This is a genomic window from Geobacillus thermocatenulatus, from assembly GCF_002217655.1.
Classification (GTDB): Bacteria; Bacillota; Bacilli; order Bacillales; family Anoxybacillaceae; genus Geobacillus; species Geobacillus thermocatenulatus.
The window spans coordinates 1,113,036-1,136,253 of sequence record NZ_NEWK01000001.1 but is presented as its reverse complement, the minus strand read 5'-3'; the positions used below and the strand labels follow the sequence as shown (position 1 = coordinate 1,136,253).

The following is a 23,218-nucleotide window of genomic DNA, read 5'->3' as shown; positions in this document are numbered from 1 at the left end:
AATATGGAAAGCGCAGCACTTTGTGCTCCAGCCGACAGACGGCGTAAAAAAGAAAAAGCCGCCATGGTGACGGCACGTTCCTGTTTCGTCCGCACATGAACGGGCTAGTCCAACACCCGGCCGACGAGCGAAAACAGCATTTCCATGAGCGCGGTGACGGCATCGGCAAAAAGCTGGCCGAGCCTAGAGAACAAGTTGAACGTTTTCAGCTCGCGAATCGTTTCTTGCTTTTCTCCTAAATCTCCAGCAACGACCGGCCGGCCAAACACCGCCGCTTCCACCTCACCATTTTCCCTTTTTTTCATATCGATGACGGATGGAAACGATGGATCAGCATAACCGCGCATCCGTTCCATGCCGCGATGCGCCTCTTGCATGCCAAACAACACGCCGAAAAAAAGAAGAAAGATCGCTAGAGTAAAGCGGATGAACCATCGTGCCATAGTGACGCTCCTTTACTTTTTCTCCGCCGGAGCCGGCGCTTCGACTTTTTCCGCCTGCCAATAATAGTCGCTGAATACGTCAGCGAGCGCCGACACGGAACGAAACAACTCCGTAAACGTATTGTCAACACCGCCGACTTCAATTAAAATCGCGTTTTCCGATAAATCTTGATTAAACTTGCCGTTCGTCCCGGCTCCTTTTTTCTCGATCACTCCGCGGCTCAACCCTGGATATTTCTTTTGCAACAACTGATGCAACGCGGTAGCCAGCTGCAAGTTTTTCTCGTATGTCGCGTTTTCTCCGCCAATAATGAAGGCGACACGCGCATAATCAACGCCGTGGATCGTAGCCGTCGTATAGTTCCGCCGCCGCGAATCGCGATGGATATCGATGAAGTAGTGCAAGTCACGATTTTGCTTCATCGCTGCGACCACTATTTGGCGAGACATATCATACGATTGGGAGTATTTCATTCCTTTCTTTAACAATTCGCTGACAATGTCGATTTTGCTCACTTGAGCCCCGATGCCGCGCTTTTCCAGTTCTTCCGCTAACTTTTCCCCCACTTTTGTGATGTTGACCGTCGGGTGAAACGCCAAATCCGGGTCGGTGACCCCTTTGAGCGCCGGCAAAAACGATTCATGCGTATGGGTATTGTAAATGTAGACTACTTTTTTCCCTCCGGTCGTCTGCGATGGCGGGGGAACCGGTTTTTCATCTTCGTTCTTGTTTGCTTGTTCGAGCTCATCGACCGAGGCTTGCCGTTCCGCAAGCATCGCCTCAAGCGGCGGCGCTGATTCGTATGGCATGTTCGTATAATCCGTTCCTTCACCAGCGATGAGAATTTTGCTGTCATAAAGGGCAAAGCCCGGCAGCTCGCTGCCAAGCAGGCTGCGCGGGTCATCGGGATTGATGCTCGTCGCCAGGCGGAACAATAGCGATGAGTAATTCGTTTGCCGCCGATCTTTCGGAAGCAGCTGCGCAAAATATCGATTTTCCAAGGCGAACAGACGAATGAACGTCTCTTCCGGAAAATGGGCCGCCATATCGTTCAGCGATGATGACGACGGACGGTATTCCGGCCGCAGCGATGTGAGCGCTCCGACAAGCATAAACATCATCATGCAGCCAAGGATGATGAGCATCAACAGTTTCTTTATGCTGGCTCCTGGAATCGCGATCATGACGTTTGAGGAGCGCCATCGTTTCATATTCCCACCCTTTCCCGGCTTGTCTCCTTAGTTTAACGTATGGCCAAGCGGGAAAAGATAGAACTGTTTTTTGTCTAATGAGTGTAGGAGCCGACATTGCCTTGGTCGACTTGCCGATGCAGTGCCGCATTCAAGCCGCCGGCTAATAAGTTGGCCATATCGCCGATAAACGAATCGATCTCTTTTGGGGTCACCATCAAATTATGCCCGAGCGGGGCGAGCACTTCATAGATGAGGCGCCGCTTTTCTTCATCGCCAAGCGTGCCGACCATGCCAAGAAACGTCGACCGTTCTTGCGGCGACGGCATGTCTTGTTCCGTCAATTTTCGTTTGCGCCCAAACGTCCAGCCCGCCGGAGCGAGCGCGCTTGACGGCCGTTTCCCTTCGCGCATTTCGCGGCCGAAATGCTTCAAAATGAAATCGATCGTGTCGCTCGTGATGGAGACCGCATCGACAACCGTCGGAACGCCGATCGAAATGACCGGAATGCCAAGCGTTTCATGGCTTAACTCTTTCCGCTTGTTGCCGACCCCGGAGCCAGGATGGATGCCGGTGTCCGAAATTTGAATCGTCGCGTTGACCCGTTCGATCGAGCGAGCTGCCAAGGCGTCAATCACAATGACAAAATCCGGATTTGTTTTCCGGACGACGCCGTCGATAATGTCGCTCGTTTCAATCCCGGTCGTCCCCATCACCCCCGGAGCAAGAGCGCTCACCGGCCGGAAGCCTTCCTCGACGCTTTCCGGCTGCAGCTGGAACAAATGACGGGTGACAAGCACGTTTTCCACCGTCAGCGGCCCGAGCGCGTCCGGAGTGACGTTTTGGTTGCCGAGCCCGACAATCAAGCAGCTCGCTTGATCGGGGATGCGGAGCCGCTTGAAAAAGGCGCTGAGCTGGTCGGAGAAGATGCGCTGCACGTTTTGCTGTAACTCGGTGTTTTGTTCGCGGATGCCTTGCGCTTCAATCGTCACGTAGTGGCCCGGCTTCTTGCCGATCGAGGCCGCTCCTTGTTCCGTGACATGCACATGCGACAGCTTGACACCGTTGATCTCCTCGTCATGAATGATGACCCCCTCAATCGGCGCGGCGCTTTCTTGTTTTTGCTGCAAGCGCTCCTCGAGTGCGATCTCATGCGCTTCGATCGCTAAATCCGTGCGCACCGAGTACTGGCGTAAATCGAGCGGCTGTTCCATATCGTTCCTCCCCATTTCTGCCGTTTTCTTTTATTGTCGCCGCAATCAGGCCCGGTCATTCATGTTTCGTAAAGGATTTTCGCTTGAACACTCTTGCATAATCAAAACACGTTTGATAGAATAACACTTGTTCTTCCTGTTGTTCACAACAGAAATAGGAATGGTAACGGAGGTGAACGAACGTGGCTAACATCAAATCAGCGATCAAACGCGCGAAAACGAGCGAAAAGCGCCGGGCTCACAACGCCTCGATGAAATCGGCCATGCGTACGGCAATCAAGAAATTTGAAGCGCTTGTTGAATTGAAAGACGTGGAAAAAGCGCGCGAAGCATTCATTATCGCGTCGAAAAAATTAGACAAAGCTGCAAGCAAAGGCCTTATCCATAAAAACGCCGCCAGCCGGCAAAAATCGCGCTTAGCGAAAAAACTGAACAGCATCCAAGCTTCCTAATCAAAAACGACCTGGCGCCAGGTCGTTTTTTTGTTTTTCTTTTGTTCACGGCAAACGGCCGGGCGATCGCTTCACCGCCGGCCGTGGCGCCCCGCTTGCGCCGGGCGGGCGCCCCAGCGCATCAACAGCAGCTCGACGGCCAACCGGCGGTCCATGGCTCCGCTTTTTACGTCATAATCAGCGGCGGCCAGCTCGGCGATCGCTTCCGTCAGCTCCGCATCGGAAAAGCGGGCGGCTTGGGCGAGGGCGAGCTTGACGCGGAACGGATGCACTTTGAGGGCCGAAGCGATTTGCGTCTGCCCATAACCTGTTTGGGCGAGCCATTTCACTTGCGCAAGCAAGCGGAAATGACCCGCAAGCAACGCCAAAATTTTGATCGGTTCCTCATTATGTTCAAGCAAATCGTAAAACGTCTGCAATGCTCCGGGGATATCACGCTTCGCCACTTGCTCGACAAGCACAAATACGTTTTCTTCCGGCGTGCGGGCGACAAGCCGTTCAACCGCCGCCGCCTCGATGGTTCCGCCCGATCCGGCAAACAGGGCCAATTTATCGATTTCATTCGCCAAGGCGGAAAGCTGCGTCCCGGCCCGCCGCAACAGGACATCAATCGCCTCGTCGCTTGCTTGCGCCCCTTGGCTCTCGATGCGGCGCCGCACCCAAGCCCGCAGCTCCGCTTCGGCGAGCGGGGCGGCGATGACGACTTCGCTTTGCTCTTTGGCGAGCTTCGTCATTTTTTTTCGCTCATCAAGCTTCTCGTACGGCGCGAAAAAGACGACGATCGAAAACGGCGCCGGCGCCCGCAAATAGTTCTCCAGCTTCGCTAAATCATGTTCGACCTCTTTGTCTTTTTCCGCTGTAAAAAAATACGGATTCTTCACCAAAATAACGCGCCGCTCACCAAAAAACGGCGCCGTCTCCGCTTCCGCAAGCGCCGCCTCGACCGGCGTTTCCTCGCAGTCGTACACAGCCAAGTTCCACTCCCGCTCCTCCGGGCCAAGCGCTGCGTTCACCAATCGCTCATACGTTTCCATTAATAAAAACGGCTCATTGCCGTATAATAAATAAAGAGGAGAAAAACGCCGTTTTTCAATGTTTCCCCATACGCGTTCCAACATGTTCCCGTCTCCATTTCCAAGCGAAAGTCTCTGCTAGAAAAGATACACCGTTTTTCGTCATTTTACAAGGGAACCGGCTGCCGAAAAAACCGGTTCCCCTTTATATAAACGCCAGCCTGTAAGTCCTAGGACCTTATGGGCCAGCGGGTTATTTTTATGTTTTCCCAGCTGTTTGAAAGTATTTGTGTCAACTGTTGTCAAGGAAGGAAAAGAAGCGAGCGGCGGTAGATTTTTCGCGCGTTTTCGTCTATACTAAAAATGATTGAACGAGGAGGGGGAAAACGATGAACGTATTTGAAAAGGAAGTGCAAAGCCAACGAAATGACGCCGTCGATTCCGCCGTCGGATTCATCGTGTCGTTCGGCTTTTTCGCTACCATGTTCATCATCGCCACATTGATCGAATTTTTCGGTCGATAAGGATTGCTTACATAAGCAATCCTTATTTTTTGTTTTGGCTGAAACGTTCCGTTTTTTTGTGCACTACATCTTATGGTTTCATCACCTGAAAGGTTCCACCGTTTTCGTCATACACATAGCGAATGGCCCCGTTTTCATCCGTCCGCCAAATGATCGCCCGTTGTTGCCCAAGCCGCATAAGCACCTCGGGGGACGGATGTCCGTAGCGATTGTAGCGGCCGACGGAAATGATGGCCGCTCGCGGCTTGACCGTCCGCAAAAACGGCTCTGTTGTCGACGTTTTGCTGCCGTGGTGGGCGACTTTCAATACATCGACACGCAGCGTCGGATAAGCGTGGATGAGCGCCTGTTCCGCTTCCTTCTCCATATCCCCGGTAAACAACCATGCCAAGCCGCCAAGCCGAGCAAACAGCACAAGCGAGCCGTTGTTGTCCTCATGGTTGTCTTTTTCTGGATGGAGCACAAAAAACCGCACTCCTCCCTCCGTCCATTCTTCTCCCCGCACAGCGATTTTCACCGGCACGGAAAACGGGCGCGCCATCTTTTGGACGCGCGGCAGCGCCCCGGGGCTTGTGACAATTTCCTTCACCTTGACCTCTTCGAGCACCTCAGGCGCGGACCCGATATGGTCGGCATCATCGTGCGTCAATATGAGCTTATCGATCGTTCGCACCCCTTGCGCTTTTAAAAACGGCATGACGACATCGCGGCCGACAGAAAACGGGCGCGATCGCTTGCCCCACGGCTCCTTCGCCCATTCCGGCGTCCCGCCCGTGTCAATGAGATAGACGGCTTTGCGATGCGGAAGCTCAATATAAATGCAGTCCCCTTGTCCAACATCCAATACCGTCACTTCCCCTTTCCGATCCACGTATGGGGCGGACAGCTGAAGCGCCGTCGCCGCCGCCACCGCTGTCAACCCGCGGATCAGGCGGCCGCGTTCCCAATCCAAAAACGCCGCCGTGATGGCCGTCAGATAGCCAGCTAAGCACCATGGCCCCGGACGGCCGAGCACAAGCATAAACGGGTGATCGGCCGAGAAAAAATAGACAACCGCGTCTGTCAGCTCAATGAGACGGCTAAACAGCCAAATGAGCGGGGAAAAGGGAAAAACTGCAGATAGAAACGCGAGTGGCAAAATGACAAATGAATACCAAGGGACGAAGAAGACATTCAACCCTATGCTCCAAATAGAAACTTCATAAAAATGGTAAAGCAAAACCGGCAAGGCGGCAAGCTGAGCGGCGAGCGCGGTCTGAAGCAAGTTTTGGAGCATCGAACGGGCAGAGGCGAGCACCGATGCATGGGCGAGAAGAGCAAACGTCACCACAAACGACAGCTGAAACCCGACATCCCACACCATATACGGATCGAAGGCCAAAAGCGCAAGAGCGGTCCAACTTAACGCGTCAAGCGGGTGGATCGCTCCTTTTTTCCACTGAACCGCGAGCACGATCATGCCCGTCGCACAAGCGCGCAAAACCGATGGCGAGGCGCCGGCGAGCACCGCGTAAACCGGCAGGGCGGCCATTAAAACGATCACAGCCGCCTCGCGCGTCACGAAACGGATCGCTGCAGCAAACACTGCACCGACGAGCAAGGTGACATGGCCGCCGGAGATGGCCAACAAATGGATGAGCCCAAGCTCTTGGTAGCCGGCGAGCACCTCATCATCCAACTGGCGGCGCTCGCCGTAAATAAGAGCGGCGGCAATGCCCGCGGACGCGGGCGGAAAATAGAGTTCAATATGGCGGACGCCAGCCTCGCGAATGGCTTCAAGCCGTTCGATGATGGTGGGGCGGACGCGCACGCAAGCAGAAAGATCGATCGCCTCAGGGCGAAAGAGCCAATGAATACGGTGGCGGCGCAAATAAAGGCGGTAATCAAACGCATACGGATTGCCAGCCGGCATGGGACGCTCGAGCGTTCCCTTTAGCCGGCACACGATCCCAGGCATAAGATGCGCACGCAACGCTTCTTTTTCCGCAGCCGTCCGAATGATGTAACGAAGCTGCACCCGCTCGTTGCCAGCTTGCACCGCCGCCTGCAATCGATCGCCGTCAATTGCAGGCGCGGCGGAAAAACGAACGGAAAGCGCATGACGGCCGTCGGAAAGGGAAGTTTTGTTATGATGGTCAACGATGAGAAAATAGGCAAAAAAGAAGAGAGCGGCAACGAGAGCAGGAAGGAAACAGTGCGGTCGGCGGATGAAAAGAAGAAGGAGATACACAGCGAGGAGAAGACAGGCGGTTTGGGACGGCGAGGCCGCTGCGACGGCCAAAAGCGCCGCCGCGGCGGGATAGACGACTTGTCCTTTCATGATTCCCCTCCGCCGCCGGAAAGCAAGGCGAACACATCCGTTTTCAGCGGCACTTGCACGAGCCGGACGCCAGCTTGGGCAAACAGCTCCAAGGCGTACGGGTGGTTTTTGTAGTCTTGGGCGTAATAGACAGCGCGGATGCCGCTTTGAATGATCGCCTTGCAACAATGCAAGCACGGAAAATGAGTGACGTACATTTCCGCTCCCTCGGTCGGAACGCCGAACTTGGCGCACTGCAAAATCGCGTTCATTTCGGCGTGAATCGTTCGAACGCAATGACCGTCAATGACGTAGCATCCCTCATCCATGCAATGAGCGCCGCCGGCGATCGAGCCGTTGTACCCGCCGGCGATGATGCGCTTATCGCGCACAATCGTCGCCCCGACAGCGAGCCTTGTGCACGTGCTGCGAAGCGCGAGCAAATGGCTTTGCGCCATAAAATATTGGTCCCACGTGATTCGTTCCATTTTCCATCCCTCCGCTCGTTTCCATGCTTTTAGTCTACCCGCCGCTTCTCGTCCCCGTCAACGCCGAAAAACGTCCGCAGCAGCCTTGATCCGCCCATAAACGAGAATCATTGTGCTCCCCCGCCTCGCTTACGGCACAAGCAAATACGGCTTCAATTTCTCCAGCGTTTTTTCGCCAATTCCGGTTACATTCAACAAATCCTCTACCCGCCGAAACGGCCCGTGTTCTTCGCGATAGGCGATGATCGCTTTTGCCTTCGCCGGTCCGATGCCGGGCAGCTGCATCAACTCCTCTTCCGCCGCCGTATTGATGGCCACTTGCGGCCCGCTTCCCGCTTCATCTTTCGGCGCAGCACCGGTTGTTTCCGACGCAGGAGCGGCCTCGCCTTTTGCCGGCACGTAAATCATCATTTCATCGTGCACTTTTGCCGCCAAATTGACTTTCGTTTCATCGGCCTCATCCGTCAATCCACCAGCTAGGACGATGACATCGCGGATGCGGGCGTAAGCCGCCACCTCGTACACCCCTGGTTTCGCGACCGCCCCTTTCACATCCACCACAGCGGTTTTGGACGCCTCGTCCTTTTTTTCTTCCGTCCGGGCGGCATCCGTTTCAGCCGCCGCCGGCAAGACGACTTGCTCCTTTTCATCCGTTGGATGACGAAACACCCACAACCCCACCACCGCGGCAAACAACAAGAACATCCCTACTTTTCCATACCGTTTGCCAAGCTCCTGCACATGCTCCCACATACGATCCCATCCTTTCCATTTCAAGTCATAAACCGAGCCTTTTTCTCATACATATCGAAAAAGAGAGTTCCGGCGAATAAAACCGGGAGGGGGGACAACACATGAACATCGGCGTCATCGGCACGGGGAATATGGGCACCATCTTAATCGAAGCGTTCCTCGACTCCGGCGCCGTGAAAGCGGATCAGCTCGTCATCACGAACCGTACGCTTGCGAAAGCGTTCGCGATACAACGCGCGCATCCCGACATTGCAGTGGTTGCCGATGCGGCTGAAGTCGTCAAACAATCCAGCCTCGTTTTTTTATGCGTCAAACCGCTCGACATCCACCCATTATTGCAACAGCTGGCCCCGCACTGGACAAGGGAGCATTGCCTTGTGTCGATCACAAGCCCGATCAGCGTAAAACAGCTTGAAGCAGCCGTCCCTTGCCAAGTCGTGCGCGCCATTCCGAGCATTGCAAACCGGGCGCTCTCCGGCAGCATCCTCGTCACCTTCGGGGCACGCAGTTCGGCCGACTGCCGGCAAACGATCGATGATCTTCTCCGGCGCATCGCCTCGCCGGTGTATATCGATGAGGCCATCACCCGCGTCGCTTCCGACATCTCAAGCTGCGGTCCAGCGTTTTTCAGCTATTTGCTGCAGCGCTTCATCGACGCCGCAGCGGCCAAAACCGCCATCACGAAGGAACAGGCGACGATGCTGGCGACCGATATGATCATCGGTCTTGGGGAACTGCTCAAGCGGAATGTGTACACATTGCCAACACTGCAGGAAAAAGTGTGCGTCAAAGGCGGAATCACCGGAGAAGGAATCGCCGTCCTCGAGCAGCGGCTCAACGGCGTCTTTGAAGAAGTGCTGGCGAAAACACATGAGAAGTTTCAAGAAGATGTAGAAAAGGTGAAGCAACAATTTTCATGAACATAAATTCGACAGCAAGGAGCAAATTCCTGCTTGGCCTGACCAAATTTGTTTCAATCCTCACCCGGCTTAATAGCCGGGTGCAACCAAATCCAAACGTGTAAAATTCACATCCAAGTTAAGTTTCAATCCTCACCCGGCTTAATAGCCGGGTGCAACTCTTTAATTCTATTTTCTCTATTTCTCCAATACTTATGTTTCAATCCTCACCCGGCTTAATAGCCGGGTGCAACTACCAAGAGTTTTTGCGATCGGCGCCGCATACTTGTTTCAATCCTCACCCGGCTTAATAGCCGGGTGCAACGTTTTTCCCGTTTTGCGATCAGGTTTTTTATATCAGTTTCAATCCTCACCCGGCTTAATAGCCGGGTGCAACGGGAAATGCGGGTTGAAACGTCGAAGGCGAATGAGTTTCAATCCTCACCCGGCTTAATAGCCGGGTGCAACGCAAAATTGCGGAGTTAGTTGCGAATACGCCGGAGTTTCAATCCTCACCCGGCTTAATAGCCGGGTGCAACTGCACCAGATCAACTTGATCGTCCTCCACATCTTGTTTCAATCCTCACCCGGCTTAATAGCCGGGTGCAACAATAAATTTTTAACTGTAGATGAGCAAATTCGCTAACATAAATTGACAATCAAACAAAAAAGGAGACATGAACCGGACTCCTTGGTTAGAATAGATGTGCTACCAACTACCCACAAGGAGGTTCATGTCCCATGAATAGATTAGCACATCACCAAGGAATCTACAAGTTTTTCTTCACTTTGGGGTTGACGCTGCAACTTTCCAAACCGGTCTTGAAGCATCTCGTTCACATTGTCGATGCCTTGACCACCAAGGGATTTTCGGGAACGTTGACCGATGTCCATCACTGTTATGACGCCGCGAAGCAAGATATTCCCATTGATGTGATCAAAAAACAGCTCCATGTGGCCTAAGGGGTATCCTGTTTGTCTCTTAGAACATGGAAATTATTGTAATTAAAAATGCTCATCTACAGTTTTTAAATTAAAGTTAGGATCCTGCATAGGTTTCAATCCTCACCCGGCTTAATAGCCGGGTGCAACGGTCGAGGACGTCGTGATCGAGCCGGGCGAAACGTTTCAATCCTCACCCGGCTTAATAGCCGGGTGCAACTTGTTTGCCCGTCTGTTGTTAAGATAGCAAAAAGTTGTTTCAATCCTCACCCGGCTTAATAGCCGGGTGCAACATCGGTGTTTTGATATTGAGTGATAATGTCATCTGGTTTCAATCCTCACCCGGCTTAATAGCCGGGTGCAACACAAGCTGAAATTCATGAACATGCGCTCTTTTTTGTGTTTCAATCCTCACCCGGCTTAATAGCCGGGTGCAACTGGTCTGCCGAATGGTGACTTATAGGTTGTCAAGTTTCAATCCTCACCCGGCTTAATAGCCGGGTGCAACGCGATCCGCACGTGTTACAGCCACCGGAAGCCGTCTGTTTCAATCCTCACCCGGCTTAATAGCCGGGTGCAACATGGCGCGAGTGCTGGTGTGTTTGCTCTGAACCTGTTTCAATCCTCACCCGGCTTAATAGCCGGGTGCAACGTCCACCCATTCCCATACATTTCCGTTGAGGTCGTTTCAATCCTCACCCGGCTTAATAGCCGGGTGCAACGATATTTTGCTCGGGATCGCCAGCACACGCGCTCGTTTCAATCCTCACCCGGCTTAATAGCCGGGTGCAACGGCGCGGCGATGAGTATATGTGGGTGCATGCAAAGTTTCAATCCTCACCCGGCTTAATAGCCGGGTGCAACCACGTACAAGCGAGTGCGTGGGGCGATTAGGAGGTTTCAATCCTCACCCGGCTTAATAGCCGGGTGCAACATCAACTTATATGATAAAACGGTTTGGGATGTTTTGTTTCAATCCTCACCCGGCTTAATAGCCGGGTGCAACGTTATGCGCCTATATTACAGTCTGAAAGAAGGTGTGTTTCAATCCTCACCCGGCTTAATAGCCGGGTGCAACTTTCGCAAAAATACAATAAACGGCCTCCAAAAAATGTTTCAATCCTCACCCGGCTTAATAGCCGGGTGCAACCGCATCTCCCTTGAGGAACTAGGGGCCGCGACAGGTTTCAATCCTCACCCGGCTTAATAGCCGGGTGCAACGCGCGTATAATTCGTTTTGCTCGGCGATTGTACGTTTCAATCCTCACCCGGCTTAATAGCCGGGTGCAACTACTGGTTCGCCCCGAGTTTAAAAAGTTCTTAATCGTTTCAATCCTCACCCGGCTTAATAGCCGGGTGCAACCCACTCGCTTGGCAATCGGGTCGAAAATGGTGTTTTGCGGTTTCAATCCTCACCCGGCTTAATAGCCGGGTGCAACGTTGGAAATCCGTTAAATCAACGCTATTGAGTTCGCGTTTCAATCCTCACCCGGCTTAATAGCCGGGTGCAACCTTGAAGCCTCGAAGAAAAACAAGGAGGGAAATGTTTCAATCCTCACCCGGCTTAATAGCCGGGTGCAACGACGAGGTGCTGCACTTTATTGTGAACCCAGACCCGGTTTCAATCCTCACCCGGCTTAATAGCCGGGTGCAACATGCGTGGTTTTCGCTTGCCAGCTGGCATTTTTGTTTCAATCCTCACCCGGCTTAATAGCCGGGTGCAACTGCAGACGCATCCCAGCCGACGCAAGAGGAACAGTTTCAATCCTCACCCGGCTTAATAGCCGGGTGCAACATGCGTGGTTTTCGCTTGCCAGCTGGCATTTTTGTTTCAATCCTCACCCGGCTTAATAGCCGGGTGCAACGCGATTTTGTTACTCGAAAGTCTTTCAAAGAATGTTTCAATCCTCACCCGGCTTAATAGCCGGGTGCAACGCTGTTGTTTTTGCAAATACAAGCGAAATGAGCCGTGTTTCAATCCTCACCCGGCTTAATAGCCGGGTGCAACGCATGCCGCTTGCGGCTTCTGTACCGAAAATGGTTGTTTCAATCCTCACCCGGCTTAATAGCCGGGTGCAACAAACCTCTATCCTCAAAATAAACGCCAATTTGTAGTTTCAATCCTCACCCGGCTTAATAGCCGGGTGCAACCAGCGACTAACTGATGCTCATATCTACTCAGATTGTTTCAATCCTCACCCGGCTTAATAGCCGGGTGCAACTAGATGTACTCCCTCATTCGTTGCCATTCTGGAGTTTCAATCCTCACCCGGCTTAATAGCCGGGTGCAACAGCTGGGGCATGAAATTTACGCTACACCTAAATCAGTTTCAATCCTCACCCGGCTTAATAGCCGGGTGCAACCAAGCTGACGTAACAGTTCTTGCATTCCGTTAATCTGTTTCAATCCTCACCCGGCTTAATAGCCGGGTGCAACTTCCTCCTACTATCGCTGATTTACGGGAGCAACAACAAGTTTCAATCCTCACCCGGCTTAATAGCCGGGTGCAACGAGATCCGCGTCTTGCTCCACGCTTCCCGATTCACGTTTCAATCCTCACCCGGCTTAATAGCCGGGTGCAACGCGGATTGTGGAGCATATAAACACGGTGGATGCTAGTTTCAATCCTCACCCGGCTTAATAGCCGGGTGCAACCGCCGCGCCAAAGGCGCTAAAAAATTTTTTGACTGTTTCAATCCTCACCCGGCTTAATAGCCGGGTGCAACTTCGCCGGAATCTCGCTTAAATGTTGTTTTTTATGAGTTTCAATCCTCACCCGGCTTAATAGCCGGGTGCAACGAAATTCGCGCTTGCAGTTGAAGGAGTTGATTTCATGTTTCAATCCTCACCCGGCTTAATAGCCGGGTGCAACTGGCGCCACGGAAGCCCCCAGCGACGTAATTCGGTTTCAATCCTCACCCGGCTTAATAGCCGGGTGCAACGCATTACTGGCGGTCAAGATGAAGCAAAGCCTGGAAGTTTCAATCCTCACCCGGCTTAATAGCCGGGTGCAACGCGAAGGGTGGTTGATGAGTGATGGATTTTCTTTTGTTTCAATCCTCACCCGGCTTAATAGCCGGGTGCAACAGGAACGCACATTCAGTTGGAAAAGGTAAAAGATGTTTCAATCCTCACCCGGCTTAATAGCCGGGTGCAACGCGTCGATGTTTGTTGCTCCGACCTTAATCGTCGTGTTTCAATCCTCACCCGGCTTAATAGCCGGGTGCAACCTACGTAGTCCGACGGTATTTCCGTTCTATCCATGTTTCAATCCTCACCCGGCTTAATAGCCGGGTGCAACCGTAATTTACGATTGACTGCTTCAATGCTCGTCGTGTTTCAATCCTCACCCGGCTTAATAGCCGGGTGCAACCGTAATTTACGATTGACTGCTTCAATGCTCGTCGTGTTTCAATCCTCACCCGGCTTAATAGCCGGGTGCAACGTAATTTACGATTGACTGCTTCAATGCTCGTCGTGTTTCAATCCTCACCCGGCTTAATAGCCGGGTGCAACGATCGGCTGACACAGGCAGTTGAGGTGTTGAAAGGTTTCAATCCTCACCCGGCTTAATAGCCGGGTGCAACCTCATGTCCATCAGGGCAAACATTAAACTTAAGAGTTTCAATCCTCACCCGGCTTAATAGCCGGGTGCAACTGCTGTACTGCGCGAGACGAAGATGCCGGCCGTGCTCACGGTTTCAATCCTCACCCGGCTTAATAGCCGGGTGCAACATTCAAGGCGTTTCACCTGTCGCTTACGATGATATGTTTCAATCCTCACCCGGCTTAATAGCCGGGTGCAACAGGACATCGAGGACATGCAAGATTTCATTCGCTCTGTTTCAATCCTCACCCGGCTTAATAGCCGGGTGCAACTGACCTCGTACTCACTTGTCACGCCTAGTAGCATCTGTTTCAATCCTCACCCGGCTTAATAGCCGGGTGCAACGTTGACAGGTTTTTAGGCAAATCCATCGGCGCAATTGTGTTTCAATCCTCACCCGGCTTAATAGCCGGGTGCAACGCGATTGGGTTGATCCAAATTCCACTGCGGAAACTGTTTCAATCCTCACCCGGCTTAATAGCCGGGTGCAACGTTACAGCGGCAGACATAAAGTCAGCAGGAAGTTTAGTTTCAATCCTCACCCGGCTTAATAGCCGGGTGCAACTTAAGACGTTAGAGCGTGCATGGAGAGTTGTCGAGTTTCAATCCTCACCCGGCTTAATAGCCGGGTGCAACGCGACGGGGGGTGTGGGGGAGCTCCCCCACCATGAGTTTCAATCCTCACCCGGCTTAATAGCCGGGTGCAACCGTCGCCCACCATTTCGCAACACGCATTGAAAGAAGTTTCAATCCTCACCCGGCTTAATAGCCGGGTGCAACGCGAACGGTTGCTGATTTTTCGCGAGGTTCCTATGTTTCAATCCTCACCCGGCTTAATAGCCGGGTGCAACTTGTCCTCTGTATGTAGTGCCGGGGTGTTACTAGTTTCAATCCTCACCCGGCTTAATAGCCGGGTGCAACTTGACGTTCGGGAAGCATAAAGGCAAAACGCTCAAAGTTTCAATCCTCACCCGGCTTAATAGCCGGGTGCAACTTGCGGCCCTTTTTTGTGCGCTCGATCTCTTTTTGTTTCAATCCTCACCCGGCTTAATAGCCGGGTGCAACTCACCTGTATCCGGTGTCCCGTTTTGGTCTTTTGGTTTCAATCCTCACCCGGCTTAATAGCCGGGTGCAACACGTGTTGTCGATGATACTAAGAAGCTGTGTGATATAGTTTCAATCCTCACCCGGCTTAATAGCCGGGTGCAACCGCCCGCGTTTAGATATCTTGTGTTGAGCGCATTTCAAGATATAAAAACGCGAACTTACACATTCCGTTTGGATCAAAGTTGCAATGATCACTGATCCATTTCCCATCTTCGGCTTTATAACCAGCTTTTCCGCCCATCGCGATCCCCCCTATTTTTCAGCATCGCTTTATGTTCGCGCATCATTCTCTTCTTGCCGCACATATCATCGGCATTTTGTCATCTTTGTCATTACAAAATGATGGGATCATTATAATCAACGTAATAATCTTTTCCATAGACACGAACCGCCTTTGACCGGCTGCCGTACAATGTATATATCCGCAAACTATCTTTTTCCAAGTCAATGACGCGCAACAATTGATGCTCCATTTCTTCTAGTTGCGCTTGACTGACGCTGCATTCGAACACTGATTTTTGCACCCGCTGGCCAAAATTTTGGCAAATGGTCGCCACTTTTCGCAACCGTTTTTGACCGCTTGGTTCTAATGTTTCTACATCGTATGTCACTAAAATATCCAATCATGATCACCTCATGATAAATGGAGTGTACTCGGCAATATCTCCCCGTAAATGCCGAGCTAATAATCGGGCATGTACGTGAGGCAACAACCCTAGCGGAACTTTTTGATTGATAATGGGATGCTGAATTTCTTCTTGTTTCCGTTTTTGGTAAGCAGCCAAAAAGGTCTTTCTCCCCTTTTCATTCAAAAATACAGCTCCGCCTGGGCGCATGTCAAAATCGCTTTTATCCAGTTGCCTCCGGTTGATTAATGTTAGAACAAACCGATCAGCCAAGTAAGGCCGGAATTCTTCAACAAGATCCAAACCTAATGATGGCTTCCCAGGCCGCAATGCATGCAAATAACCAATTTGTGGATCAAGCCCCACCCCCTCCAATGCCGAGATGCAGTCTTGTGTTAAAATGCTGTAAGCAAATGATAAACAAGCATTGACCGGATCGCGGGGAGGCCTCCGAGACCGTACGGTAAAGGAAAAAAATCCATCCTCATCTGACCGTATGAGCGATGCGAATGCTTCAAAGTAGACGGATGAGGCGTACCCCTCGACTCCCCGCAGTTCATCCAATGTCGATTGCTTTCCAATATTGCGTAAACTTTGGTCTAGTTGCTTTACAGATTGCTCCAACCTCGCTCGCTGCTCTGGATAATCACGCATCGCCCGTTGCAGCACGCTTTTGCTGTTGCGAATTTTACCGGATACAAAACGTGAAGCAATATGGAACATTCTTTTCTCATCTTCCAATAGTTGATGTTGTGCTCTCCGAAGCAATACATTTCCATTTGTTCTTCCAGTGGCTCGGGCCAAAAAACGGCCATATGCATCATACCAAATGACAGAAATGCCTTGGTTGACACATTTGCCAAGCAAATACGGGCTGATCGAAACATGTCCAAACATGACAATAGCTCCAATATGGTGGATAGGGACTTGCAATGTCTTTGCCCCTTCCACCTCAACGACAATCGTTTCATGATCAAGCCGTATATATGACTGTGGCGTTTGAACGTATAACGTATTCAACAATACTTTAATCATGATCGTTCTCCTCGCTTATCCAAGCGGCTACGTTCGCAGGAACCTGTGGCATGCAAACGTCCTGCAACGAGCAATCACGGCATCGCGCATCATTGACGGGCGGCGGCAATCGGTCGTTTCCCAACATTTCTCTTACATTTTGTATTGTTTCTTCCACAAGTCGCCGCAAAGGTTTGGTCACGTCCACTTCCAACCGTCTTCTTGACTGATAATAGTATAAGGCCCCCTTTGCCACCGGTCGATCGAACATTTCTTCTAGGCAGAGAGCTTGAGCCGCCAACTGCACCATATCCGCCTCTTTCGTTTTTCGTTTTCCGGCTTTGTATTCCACTGGATATGGCGTTCCGTCAGGAAGAAATTCTACACAATCTGCTTTTCCTATAATCCCCAAACGTTCCGACCAGATTGGCAAGGCACGCTCTACTCTTCTGTCTCCCAACTGTTCTCCTTCCGGTGTGTCTACCCGTTCATGCACCCGATTCCCTCTCAGTGTAAAAACATTCTCCTCAAAAGTCTGTTCGAGATGAATCAATGCACATTGACGCGGACAGTACACATAATGTTGCAAAGCTGACAGCATAATCCACTCATCTTCACTCCACTGCATAAAACCAACCCTTTCGCCAACGTTTTATACGAGGCGCGTCACGGTGACCCCAGAAAACCCTTCAAGAAAAACGTCTTTCTGCCCCTCATCTGCCGGTCCAAGCAAAACATAGTCATGGAATGACCTTGGAGCTTCCTGTTGGCGGCGCTCGATTTTCACCAAGTCAAACAGCTTGTGAGCTGGCGCTGATCCTTTCGCATTTTCATGGCTAAAAATATAGAGTGCTCTGACATTCATTTCTCCTCGAGCCGCAGAATGGTCAAATGCAAATAAATGAACGAGCGCATCCCAAAAATCAGCTAAATCTTCTGCCGTAACCCCTGTTTTTTCTCCTAAAAATGGATTGTAGAATCCATGCAATCGATACAATCCGTATGGAATTAACGGTTTTCTTCCCATTTCCGTTTGTTTTCTGCGGCGATCCGATTCTTTGGTGATCGCGGAGCGTGTGATGGTCAAATCCCATGGAAATACCGGGTCAATTGAGCGAGAAAATGTCAGCTGCATCGGCCCACGCACTTGACCAGCATTCAATCCTGTTGACATCACAGCCCCGAACATGCGGACATCATAGTACTTTTGGCATAAAGCCTTTTGCGCATTTTGGCGTGTTTGTTCATCAATTTTCATATTATTTGCCGCCTGTGCCAGACGTTTCGCCATATTTCGCAATGACTTTTCCAGTTGTTTTTTAAGACCAGCTTCTTCTAATCCTTCCGTTAATTTTTCACGAATATCCTTCTCCTTGATGTCCTCACCAGTATAGATCACCCGATTGTCTTCGAGCACCAATCCTTGTTCCTCAAGCTGTGAAAGCCAATTCATCAATTCCCCATTTTCTTTTTCTTCTTCATTCAGCTCAATCGTCGCCAGTTTCACTCCGACGTCTTGATATGCTTGAAAAATGATGGTGTTTAAAGCCGTTTGGCTTTGAATAAAAATCGGTTTGCCTAATACCATCGCGGCGTAATCGCGAATTTTCCGCTTGATCGCAACGTCGGTCACAATGCCGTGCATCGTTTCCGGATCGACACGCGGCATGTTGCCCGCATCTGGATCCCCATTTGGATTCCCATCTTTGACATCAAAAAGCAACACAAATTCATGACGTTTTGTCGGATCGATATAGCGCTCCATCATTGGCTTTCCCCCGTTCCATTTGTTTGATTGCTTTGATGGCGACTGCGGAACTCAGCGCGTTGATGATAAAAACCAAGTGCGAACTCTGCCTGTTCTCTTAAATTGAAAATCGTCGGGAAACCTCCAGCTTCATCCAGCTGTTTCATCACTTCCTCAAGCAAACGGCCAAGCTCACCAGACACTTTTGGCAGATGAGCTGTTGTTGAAAGCCTCAGCAATGAACCAAATGTCGATGCTGGAGCTGTAGAAGCCGCGCCATAAAATCGATCCACGATTGTGCTTCCAATTCGGTATCCCAAAGCGCGCCGTTGAATTTCTTCCAATACGGCCAATAATCGTCCACAAATATAAGCCGGCTGCAAGCAATGGTTGTTTAACGATTGCATTGTATTTGCTTCCTCCTTTCCATATGTGAGAACGAGTTTTAACAAGCTGGCTGATGAATGATATCTCCACGTTTCCTTCGGATCACTCAATACTTTCAAAGAGCGGAAACGTTGAAGCGCTAACGGCAGCAATTCAGTAGGCGGCAAAGCCCCTTGATAAATCGTGCGCAAACATTGGCGCACCAGCCCCGGCGACATATCAACAGCGCGAATCAAAGCTGCCAGCGGCAATAAATAGCCTTTTTCCCCAGTCGGCTGAACGATGCGCACAGCGGCCGCATACCTCTCCAAATGCATCAGCAATTGAGAAATCGACGTATGAATCCATTCACGAACGACTAATCTCGCTTTATTGGCCGAAAGGACAGCCATATGAAAAAACGTCTTGTCTAAGTGCAATGCCTGCTCGCGCCCTGTTTTCGGAAGAGCCAGCAGTTCCTCGAGCTGCTTCAACTCAGGGGGAGGAGTCCGTTGATTTGTATCTTCATCAAAAAGCCATTGTTCGATTGGCGATGCAAACAATTTTTCATCAAGTTGGATACATCCCCTCCCCTCAATTTGGTCATCAACCCAATATATGGCCATTTGGGATTGCAAAATATTTCGGTCGCTTATATACAGGGGAGTATGATGTTGATCTTCCCTAATGAGATAATTCAATGTATCGACAACCAAAGTAGCACACCCGAAGCAGACAGGTACATTATTCGTTTGAGTTTTGCCCATTGATTCAAACGACGGGTTATTAAACGACGTCAGTTGGCACGATTGTCCAAATAACTGGACAGGGTTGGGCAAATACCGTACATAAGCCGATCGCTTCCCGCAAACAGAACAGTCACATTCATCGTCGGACAGCAAATCACTCGCCAAGTATTCAGCCCAAAATGTTTGAATTTCACTCTTTTCAAAAATCAATGACTCCTCATCATCTTGAAACGTCACGATATCCTTGGCACCAATTTGCTCACGGAACGCATTCTTCATCGGACTGTACAAAAAATCCAGCACTTTTTTTAATTCTTTCAACTTTGTTTTCTCATAAGCTTCCTCAATTAATCGAACATACCCTTTATGCATTAACTCCGCTTCATCCGCCTTTTCTGGACTTTCAGGGATGCCAAGTACATAGCGGCCATCATCAGCCAACAAATAAGGCTTTACGTTTTCTTCCGTAACTTTCCCTTGCCTCAACCGAAACGGCGCTTCCACCAAACGGTATTCTCCCCTTCTAAACGGCCCTTTCAAATATGGTTGATCCCCACCTAAATCAATAATCCAATTGATTGATTTAGGTTTATAGGAGATCGGTGGTAGTTTTTTTTCCCTCTGCAACTTAGCCGCCAACTCAATCAACTCGTAAAGCATTTTGTCCCTCCAATGCATACAGCTGCTGATATGTTTCTTTTGGAACATGCAGCCAACCGTTTTCTACCTTTGCCTCAAAAAAGAGTGGCTTCGCGAATCCAACCGCCGTTCGCGTCCCCGTTTCTTCATAACGGAGAAACTCCATTTCTTTTCTCGAACCGTCTTCAATAAAAGCAAAATCCAACAGCATTGTGCCAATGTCCATATCGACCGGCTTCACAACATCATCTTCATCTATAGATGAAAAGTAGGCGGCAAACTCCCTTGTTCCTAAATATGGCGTATGATGACACTGACCTCGTTCAACTCGTCGGTTAAACTGATCCCGGTATTTGGCCGCTGGATCAACCGCTCGATTTGTTAAAATGATATCGGCAACTATCCAATACGCCACGTTCTTTAAAATCAAGCTCGTTCGTTGAGCCCTGGCGCTTTCAATCACGATCGGGTTTTTATTTTGCTTGCTTGTGAGTTCGTTGCGCAAAATCGCTTGTTGCCCCCCTAAACTTAAAATCCCGATTTGTCGAACCTCGTAGCGAAATTCGGGCTTCCAAAAGATCGCTTCCAATACCCCCCGCGCTGCGCTCGGCGTCATCACAGGATAACTGATGCGCTCGACTTTAAATTCTGGTCTTGTAAAACAAGCATATTCCCCCCACACCTTCACCTGCACTTTCGCTCGACGCTGCATTTCATATCTCCTTTCCATCGCCATTTCTATCCAATCAGACTAAGTGGATCGTAAACTTCCTCTTTAATTCCGATCCGTTCATCATAGTCACCAAGCCACTCATAGACATTGTCCGCCACCTCCCGCAGCCATCCGTCCTTTTCTTTCTTTTCCGCCTCAAAACGATACAACTGGATCATATACGGTTGCAAACGGCGAAACGAATAGCGGGACGGAGAGGATTCCCACATTCGCAAGTATTCCGACGCCTCTGCATATGGAACGATGACGGAAACCGTATCCTGATCAATAAGGCGATATTTTTCAGCAACTAATGGATAATCAAGTGTTTCCCGATCTTTTTGGATGTTTTTCGAGTCCACATCCACCGAGGCGAATAAACGACGAAAATATTCCCGAAATATATTGGGATCGTGCAAATCATTAGGAGGGCGTTGCGCCAATAAGAACCGTGCTGTTTCCATCGCTGTTCGATACGATCCTCTTGGGCTTGGCATGTCTTCTGTTTCAAAAATAATCACGTTTCCTTTATCCATTTTTCCTTCCCGATTGCAGCGTCCTGCTGCCTGTACAATCCGGTCAAGCGGCCCCATTTGGCGCATGACAATCGGAAAATCCAAATCAACTCCTGCTTCCACCACTTGAGTGCTGATGAGGCGGACAGGTTGATTTTTCTTTAGACGTTCACGAACTTCCTCTAAAATTCGGCGGCGATGTGCACCGCAAAGAAGGGTGGAAAGATGGAATACCCCCTCGTCCTCTTGAAGAAGTTCAACGCACTCTTTCGCCTCTTTTCTCGTATTAAAGACAACCAATAATTGCTTATGTTCGCGAATGAAACGGACAAGCTGCAGCAACGAAACGGGTGATTTCCATATCTCATAGTCCACTCGCTTCATTTGTTGAAAATGACGATTCACGGTCGGCAGCGGCAACATTTCTTTGACCTCTATTTCGGAAAATACATCCAAAAATCGGCTTTCCTCAAAAAACGGCTGGGTGGCGCTCGATAAGACAACCGTTGTTTGACAATGGCGCACCAACATGGCCAATGCATCTAATGTCGGCTTTAGCAGTTCTGCCGGGAGCGTTTGAACCTCATCGAGAATTACGACGCTGCGCGACAAGTTATGCAGTTTGCGCACCTTGCTTGGACGATTGCTGAACAGGCTGTCAAACAGCTGCACGGTTGTCGTGACAATGAGGGGAGCGTCCCAATTTTCCGCAGCGAGGCGTTGTTGGATGAGCCGTTCATCCGCTTCTTCCTTCTCATCATCCACCTCAATTTGGCTGTGGTGCTCCAACACCGCATCGTTCCCGAAAATGCCGCGGTATACATCCGCCGTCTGCTCAATAATGCTTGTATACGGAATGGCGACAATAACGCGGTCAAGTCCATGTTCCACCGCATGTTTCAACGCAAAAGCTAAACTGCTTCTCGTCTTCCCCCCTCCGGTCGGCACAGTCAACCGATATACTCCCTGCGGTCTGGAGGCGGCACAGACGCATTCCTCGTACACTTCCCTTCTCATTCGATTCACCGCTGTATCATCCGTGCGGCTTGTTAATTGTTCCTGATCGGCGGTAAATCGATTCCATAAATCCGTTATCGAAGCTACAGGCGTTCGGAGCGGAGAAAGCTCCGGCTGGAAGTGGCGCTCTGTATCTAAATAATCAGCGTCAACAAGCGCAGAAAAGATCAGGCGGATCCACATCTCTCTTTCCGTTTCAGAAAGCGAACGAACGTTTTCCATACTTTGCATGCATGGAAATACGAATTTCTTTAGGAACGATTCGGCTTGCTTTAAGACTTCTCGAAAGTGCAAATGTTGTTCTTTTAAGCTCTGTCCAAGGGTAGTTGATAAATAGTGAGACGAATGCAAACCCGCATGATGGCCGGCGATCGGCAACGCAAACCACTGCCAGGCATGCGGATCATTCATTTTTTTCCAATACAACTGGTACATCAACGCCGCTCCCCAAATCGCATGAGGGACGCTTTGGCCCATTTCTCCATCTGCTTGCTTTTTCAAATATTGTTGAAAAAGAGGATGGAATTTCCCCAAGTCATGCAAAAGGCCGCATAAATAAGCCACTCTTCCCCCTTGAAAAGGAGCGGCGAATGATTGAGCCATTTCCGCTACGCTTACCAAATGTTCGTCCAACCGATGCCATTCCTGTCCATTTTCCCGTGGTGTATGAGCATACACATCATTCATGTTTCATTCGACTCCATCAGACATTTTCTATCAGGACATTTGCTCTATATTTTTATATTCGACCAATATCTTCATAATCCTTCTAAATTACACATCTTTTTCAATTGCACAGTAGTCGAATTGCGTCGATCACAGCGCTGGCTATACATTCGCACTTCCATCTTCCACATGCGCATAAAAAAAGAGCCATCCGGCTCTTTCCTTCTTTTCACC

At 50.3% G+C, this 23,218-nt stretch carries 18 protein-coding genes, 1 pseudogene and 2 CRISPR repeat arrays; of the genes and pseudogenes, 4 read left to right on the top strand and 15 right to left on the bottom strand.

What is annotated here, in order from left to right:
* Positions 1–104: 104 nt before the first annotated feature.
* The 3 genes from B9L19_RS05720 to gpr form a co-directional block, all read right to left on the bottom strand.
* Positions 105–443, bottom strand: coding sequence for a YqxA family protein (locus B9L19_RS05720; protein ID WP_011231988.1), 339 nt, complete (start codon positions 441–443; stop codon positions 105–107).
* Between the two features lie 12 nt (positions 444–455).
* Positions 456–1,655 carry a stage II sporulation protein P gene (spoIIP, locus tag B9L19_RS05715; RefSeq protein ID WP_025948892.1) on the bottom strand — a complete coding sequence of 400 codons (1,200 nt, stop codon included), beginning with the start codon at positions 1,653–1,655 and terminating at the stop codon, positions 456–458.
* Positions 1,656–1,729: 74 nt separating this feature from the next.
* Positions 1,730–2,848: a GPR endopeptidase gene (gene gpr, locus B9L19_RS05710; RefSeq protein ID WP_025948891.1), complete on the bottom strand. Its 1,119-nt coding sequence runs from the start codon at positions 2,846–2,848 to the stop codon at positions 1,730–1,732.
* Between the two features lie 182 nt (positions 2,849–3,030).
* Here gpr and rpsT point away from each other — a divergent pair, with 182 nt between their 5' ends.
* Positions 3,031–3,300: a 30S ribosomal protein S20 gene (gene rpsT / locus B9L19_RS05705; RefSeq protein WP_011231991.1), complete on the top strand. Its 270-nt coding sequence runs from the start codon at positions 3,031–3,033 to the stop codon at positions 3,298–3,300.
* Positions 3,301–3,371: 71 nt separating this feature from the next.
* Here rpsT and holA read toward each other — a convergent pair whose 3' ends face one another.
* Positions 3,372–4,418: a DNA polymerase III subunit delta gene (holA, locus tag B9L19_RS05700; RefSeq protein WP_025948890.1), complete on the bottom strand. Its 1,047-nt coding sequence runs from the start codon at positions 4,416–4,418 to the stop codon at positions 3,372–3,374.
* 284 nt (positions 4,419–4,702) lie between these two features.
* Here holA and B9L19_RS05695 point away from each other — a divergent pair, with 284 nt between their 5' ends.
* On the top strand, positions 4,703–4,837 hold the full coding sequence (locus B9L19_RS05695) for a YqzM family protein (protein ID WP_011231993.1): 135 nt from the start codon (positions 4,703–4,705) through the stop codon (positions 4,835–4,837).
* A gap of 70 nt (positions 4,838–4,907) precedes the next feature.
* On the opposite strand, the gene B9L19_RS05690 is transcribed toward B9L19_RS05695, so the two are convergent.
* From B9L19_RS05690 to B9L19_RS05680, 3 genes are all read right to left on the bottom strand, one after another.
* On the bottom strand, positions 4,908–7,157 hold the full coding sequence (locus B9L19_RS05690; RefSeq protein ID WP_025948889.1) for a DNA internalization-related competence protein ComEC/Rec2: 2,250 nt from the start codon (positions 7,155–7,157) through the stop codon (positions 4,908–4,910).
* Positions 7,154–7,624, bottom strand: coding sequence for a ComE operon protein 2 (locus B9L19_RS05685; RefSeq protein WP_025948888.1), 471 nt, complete (start codon positions 7,622–7,624; stop codon positions 7,154–7,156). Before B9L19_RS05685 ends, B9L19_RS05690 begins: the two co-directional genes overlap by 4 nt.
* 129 nt (positions 7,625–7,753) lie before the next feature.
* Positions 7,754–8,377, bottom strand: coding sequence for a helix-hairpin-helix domain-containing protein (locus B9L19_RS05680; RefSeq protein ID WP_047752766.1), 624 nt, complete (start codon positions 8,375–8,377; stop codon positions 7,754–7,756).
* Positions 8,378–8,478: 101 nt separating this feature from the next.
* Between B9L19_RS05680 and comER the strand changes: the two genes are divergently transcribed.
* Both comER and B9L19_RS18585 read left to right on the top strand, forming a co-directional pair.
* On the top strand, positions 8,479–9,297 hold the full coding sequence (gene comER / locus B9L19_RS05675) for a late competence protein ComER (RefSeq protein ID WP_025948886.1): 819 nt from the start codon (positions 8,479–8,481) through the stop codon (positions 9,295–9,297).
* Between the two features lie 50 nt (positions 9,298–9,347).
* A CRISPR array of direct repeats spans positions 9,348–9,886; the repeat unit is 37 nt; unit sequence GTTTCAATCCTCACCCGGCTTAATAGCCGGGTGCAAC.
* Positions 9,887–10,017: 131 nt separating this feature from the next.
* Positions 10,018–10,173, top strand: a pseudogene (locus B9L19_RS18585) (IS701 family transposase); the annotation flags it as partial.
* A 157-nt stretch (positions 10,174–10,330) separates the two neighbouring features.
* Positions 10,331–15,036: a CRISPR direct-repeat array (repeat unit 37 nt; unit sequence GTTTCAATCCTCACCCGGCTTAATAGCCGGGTGCAAC).
* A 9-nt stretch (positions 15,037–15,045) separates the two neighbouring features.
* Here B9L19_RS18585 and B9L19_RS19515 read toward each other — a convergent pair.
* From B9L19_RS19515 to B9L19_RS05635, 8 genes are all read right to left on the bottom strand, one after another.
* The gene (locus tag B9L19_RS19515) at positions 15,046–15,174 is read right to left on the bottom strand and encodes a hypothetical protein (RefSeq protein WP_256363767.1); all 129 of its coding nucleotides are present in this window, start codon (positions 15,172–15,174) and stop codon (positions 15,046–15,048) included.
* Between the two features lie 91 nt (positions 15,175–15,265).
* Positions 15,266–15,556 carry a CRISPR-associated endonuclease Cas2 gene (gene cas2 / locus B9L19_RS05665; protein WP_025949257.1) on the bottom strand — a complete coding sequence of 97 codons (291 nt, stop codon included), beginning with the start codon at positions 15,554–15,556 and terminating at the stop codon, positions 15,266–15,268.
* Between the two features lie 6 nt (positions 15,557–15,562).
* A complete protein-coding gene (gene cas1c, locus B9L19_RS05660; protein WP_025949258.1) occupies positions 15,563–16,594 on the bottom strand; it encodes a type I-C CRISPR-associated endonuclease Cas1c in 1,032 nt (343 codons plus the stop codon).
* On the bottom strand, positions 16,587–17,201 hold the full coding sequence (gene cas4 / locus B9L19_RS05655) for a CRISPR-associated protein Cas4 (protein WP_025949259.1): 615 nt from the start codon (positions 17,199–17,201) through the stop codon (positions 16,587–16,589). Before cas4 ends, cas1c begins: the two co-directional genes overlap by 8 nt.
* Before the next feature lie 24 nt (positions 17,202–17,225).
* Complete coding sequence (gene cas7c / locus B9L19_RS05650) at positions 17,226–18,341, bottom strand: type I-C CRISPR-associated protein Cas7/Csd2 (RefSeq protein ID WP_025949260.1); 1,116 nt, start codon at positions 18,339–18,341, stop codon at positions 17,226–17,228.
* Positions 18,338–20,095, bottom strand: coding sequence for a type I-C CRISPR-associated protein Cas8c/Csd1 (gene cas8c, locus B9L19_RS05645; protein WP_025949261.1), 1,758 nt, complete (start codon positions 20,093–20,095; stop codon positions 18,338–18,340). The genes cas7c and cas8c overlap by 4 nt, the downstream gene beginning before the upstream one ends.
* Positions 20,076–20,786 carry a type I-C CRISPR-associated protein Cas5c gene (cas5c, locus tag B9L19_RS05640; RefSeq protein WP_047752765.1) on the bottom strand — a complete coding sequence of 237 codons (711 nt, stop codon included), beginning with the start codon at positions 20,784–20,786 and terminating at the stop codon, positions 20,076–20,078. The genes cas8c and cas5c overlap by 20 nt, the downstream gene beginning before the upstream one ends.
* 26 nt (positions 20,787–20,812) lie before the next feature.
* A complete protein-coding gene (locus B9L19_RS05635) occupies positions 20,813–23,005 on the bottom strand; it encodes a CRISPR-associated helicase/endonuclease Cas3 (protein WP_025949263.1) in 2,193 nt (730 codons plus the stop codon).
* Positions 23,006–23,218 lie beyond the last annotated feature (213 nt).

Bases quoted from the DNA above. Each gene is read 5' to 3' on its own strand.
- B9L19_RS05690 (WP_025948889.1), bottom strand. From the start codon at position 7,157: ATGAAAGGACAAGTCGTCTATCCCGCCGCGGCGGCGCTTTTGGCCGTC.
- spoIIP (WP_025948892.1), bottom strand. From the start codon at position 1,655: ATGAAACGATGGCGCTCCTCAAACGTCATGATCGCGATTCCAGGAGCC.
- gpr (WP_025948891.1), bottom strand. From the start codon at position 2,848: ATGGAACAGCCGCTCGATTTACGCCAGTACTCGGTGCGCACGGATTTA.
- B9L19_RS05680 (WP_047752766.1), bottom strand. From the start codon at position 8,377: ATGTGGGAGCATGTGCAGGAGCTTGGCAAACGGTATGGAAAAGTAGGG.
- B9L19_RS05695 (WP_011231993.1), top strand. From the start codon at position 4,703: ATGAACGTATTTGAAAAGGAAGTGCAAAGCCAACGAAATGACGCCGTC.
- holA (WP_025948890.1), bottom strand. From the start codon at position 4,418: ATGTTGGAACGCGTATGGGGAAACATTGAAAAACGGCGTTTTTCTCCT.
- B9L19_RS05635 (WP_025949263.1), bottom strand. From the start codon at position 23,005: ATGAATGATGTGTATGCTCATACACCACGGGAAAATGGACAGGAATGG.
- B9L19_RS05720 (WP_011231988.1), bottom strand. From the start codon at position 443: ATGGCACGATGGTTCATCCGCTTTACTCTAGCGATCTTTCTTCTTTTT.
- cas4 (WP_025949259.1), bottom strand. From the start codon at position 17,201: ATGCAGTGGAGTGAAGATGAGTGGATTATGCTGTCAGCTTTGCAACAT.
- cas1c (WP_025949258.1), bottom strand. From the start codon at position 16,594: ATGATTAAAGTATTGTTGAATACGTTATACGTTCAAACGCCACAGTCA.
- comER (WP_025948886.1), top strand. From the start codon at position 8,479: ATGAACATCGGCGTCATCGGCACGGGGAATATGGGCACCATCTTAATC.
- cas8c (WP_025949261.1), bottom strand. From the start codon at position 20,095: ATGCTTTACGAGTTGATTGAGTTGGCGGCTAAGTTGCAGAGGGAAAAA.
- cas7c (WP_025949260.1), bottom strand. From the start codon at position 18,341: ATGATGGAGCGCTATATCGATCCGACAAAACGTCATGAATTTGTGTTG.
- cas5c (WP_047752765.1), bottom strand. From the start codon at position 20,786: ATGCAGCGTCGAGCGAAAGTGCAGGTGAAGGTGTGGGGGGAATATGCT.
- B9L19_RS19515 (WP_256363767.1), bottom strand. From the start codon at position 15,174: ATGGGCGGAAAAGCTGGTTATAAAGCCGAAGATGGGAAATGGATCAGT.
- B9L19_RS05685 (WP_025948888.1), bottom strand. From the start codon at position 7,624: ATGGAACGAATCACGTGGGACCAATATTTTATGGCGCAAAGCCATTTG.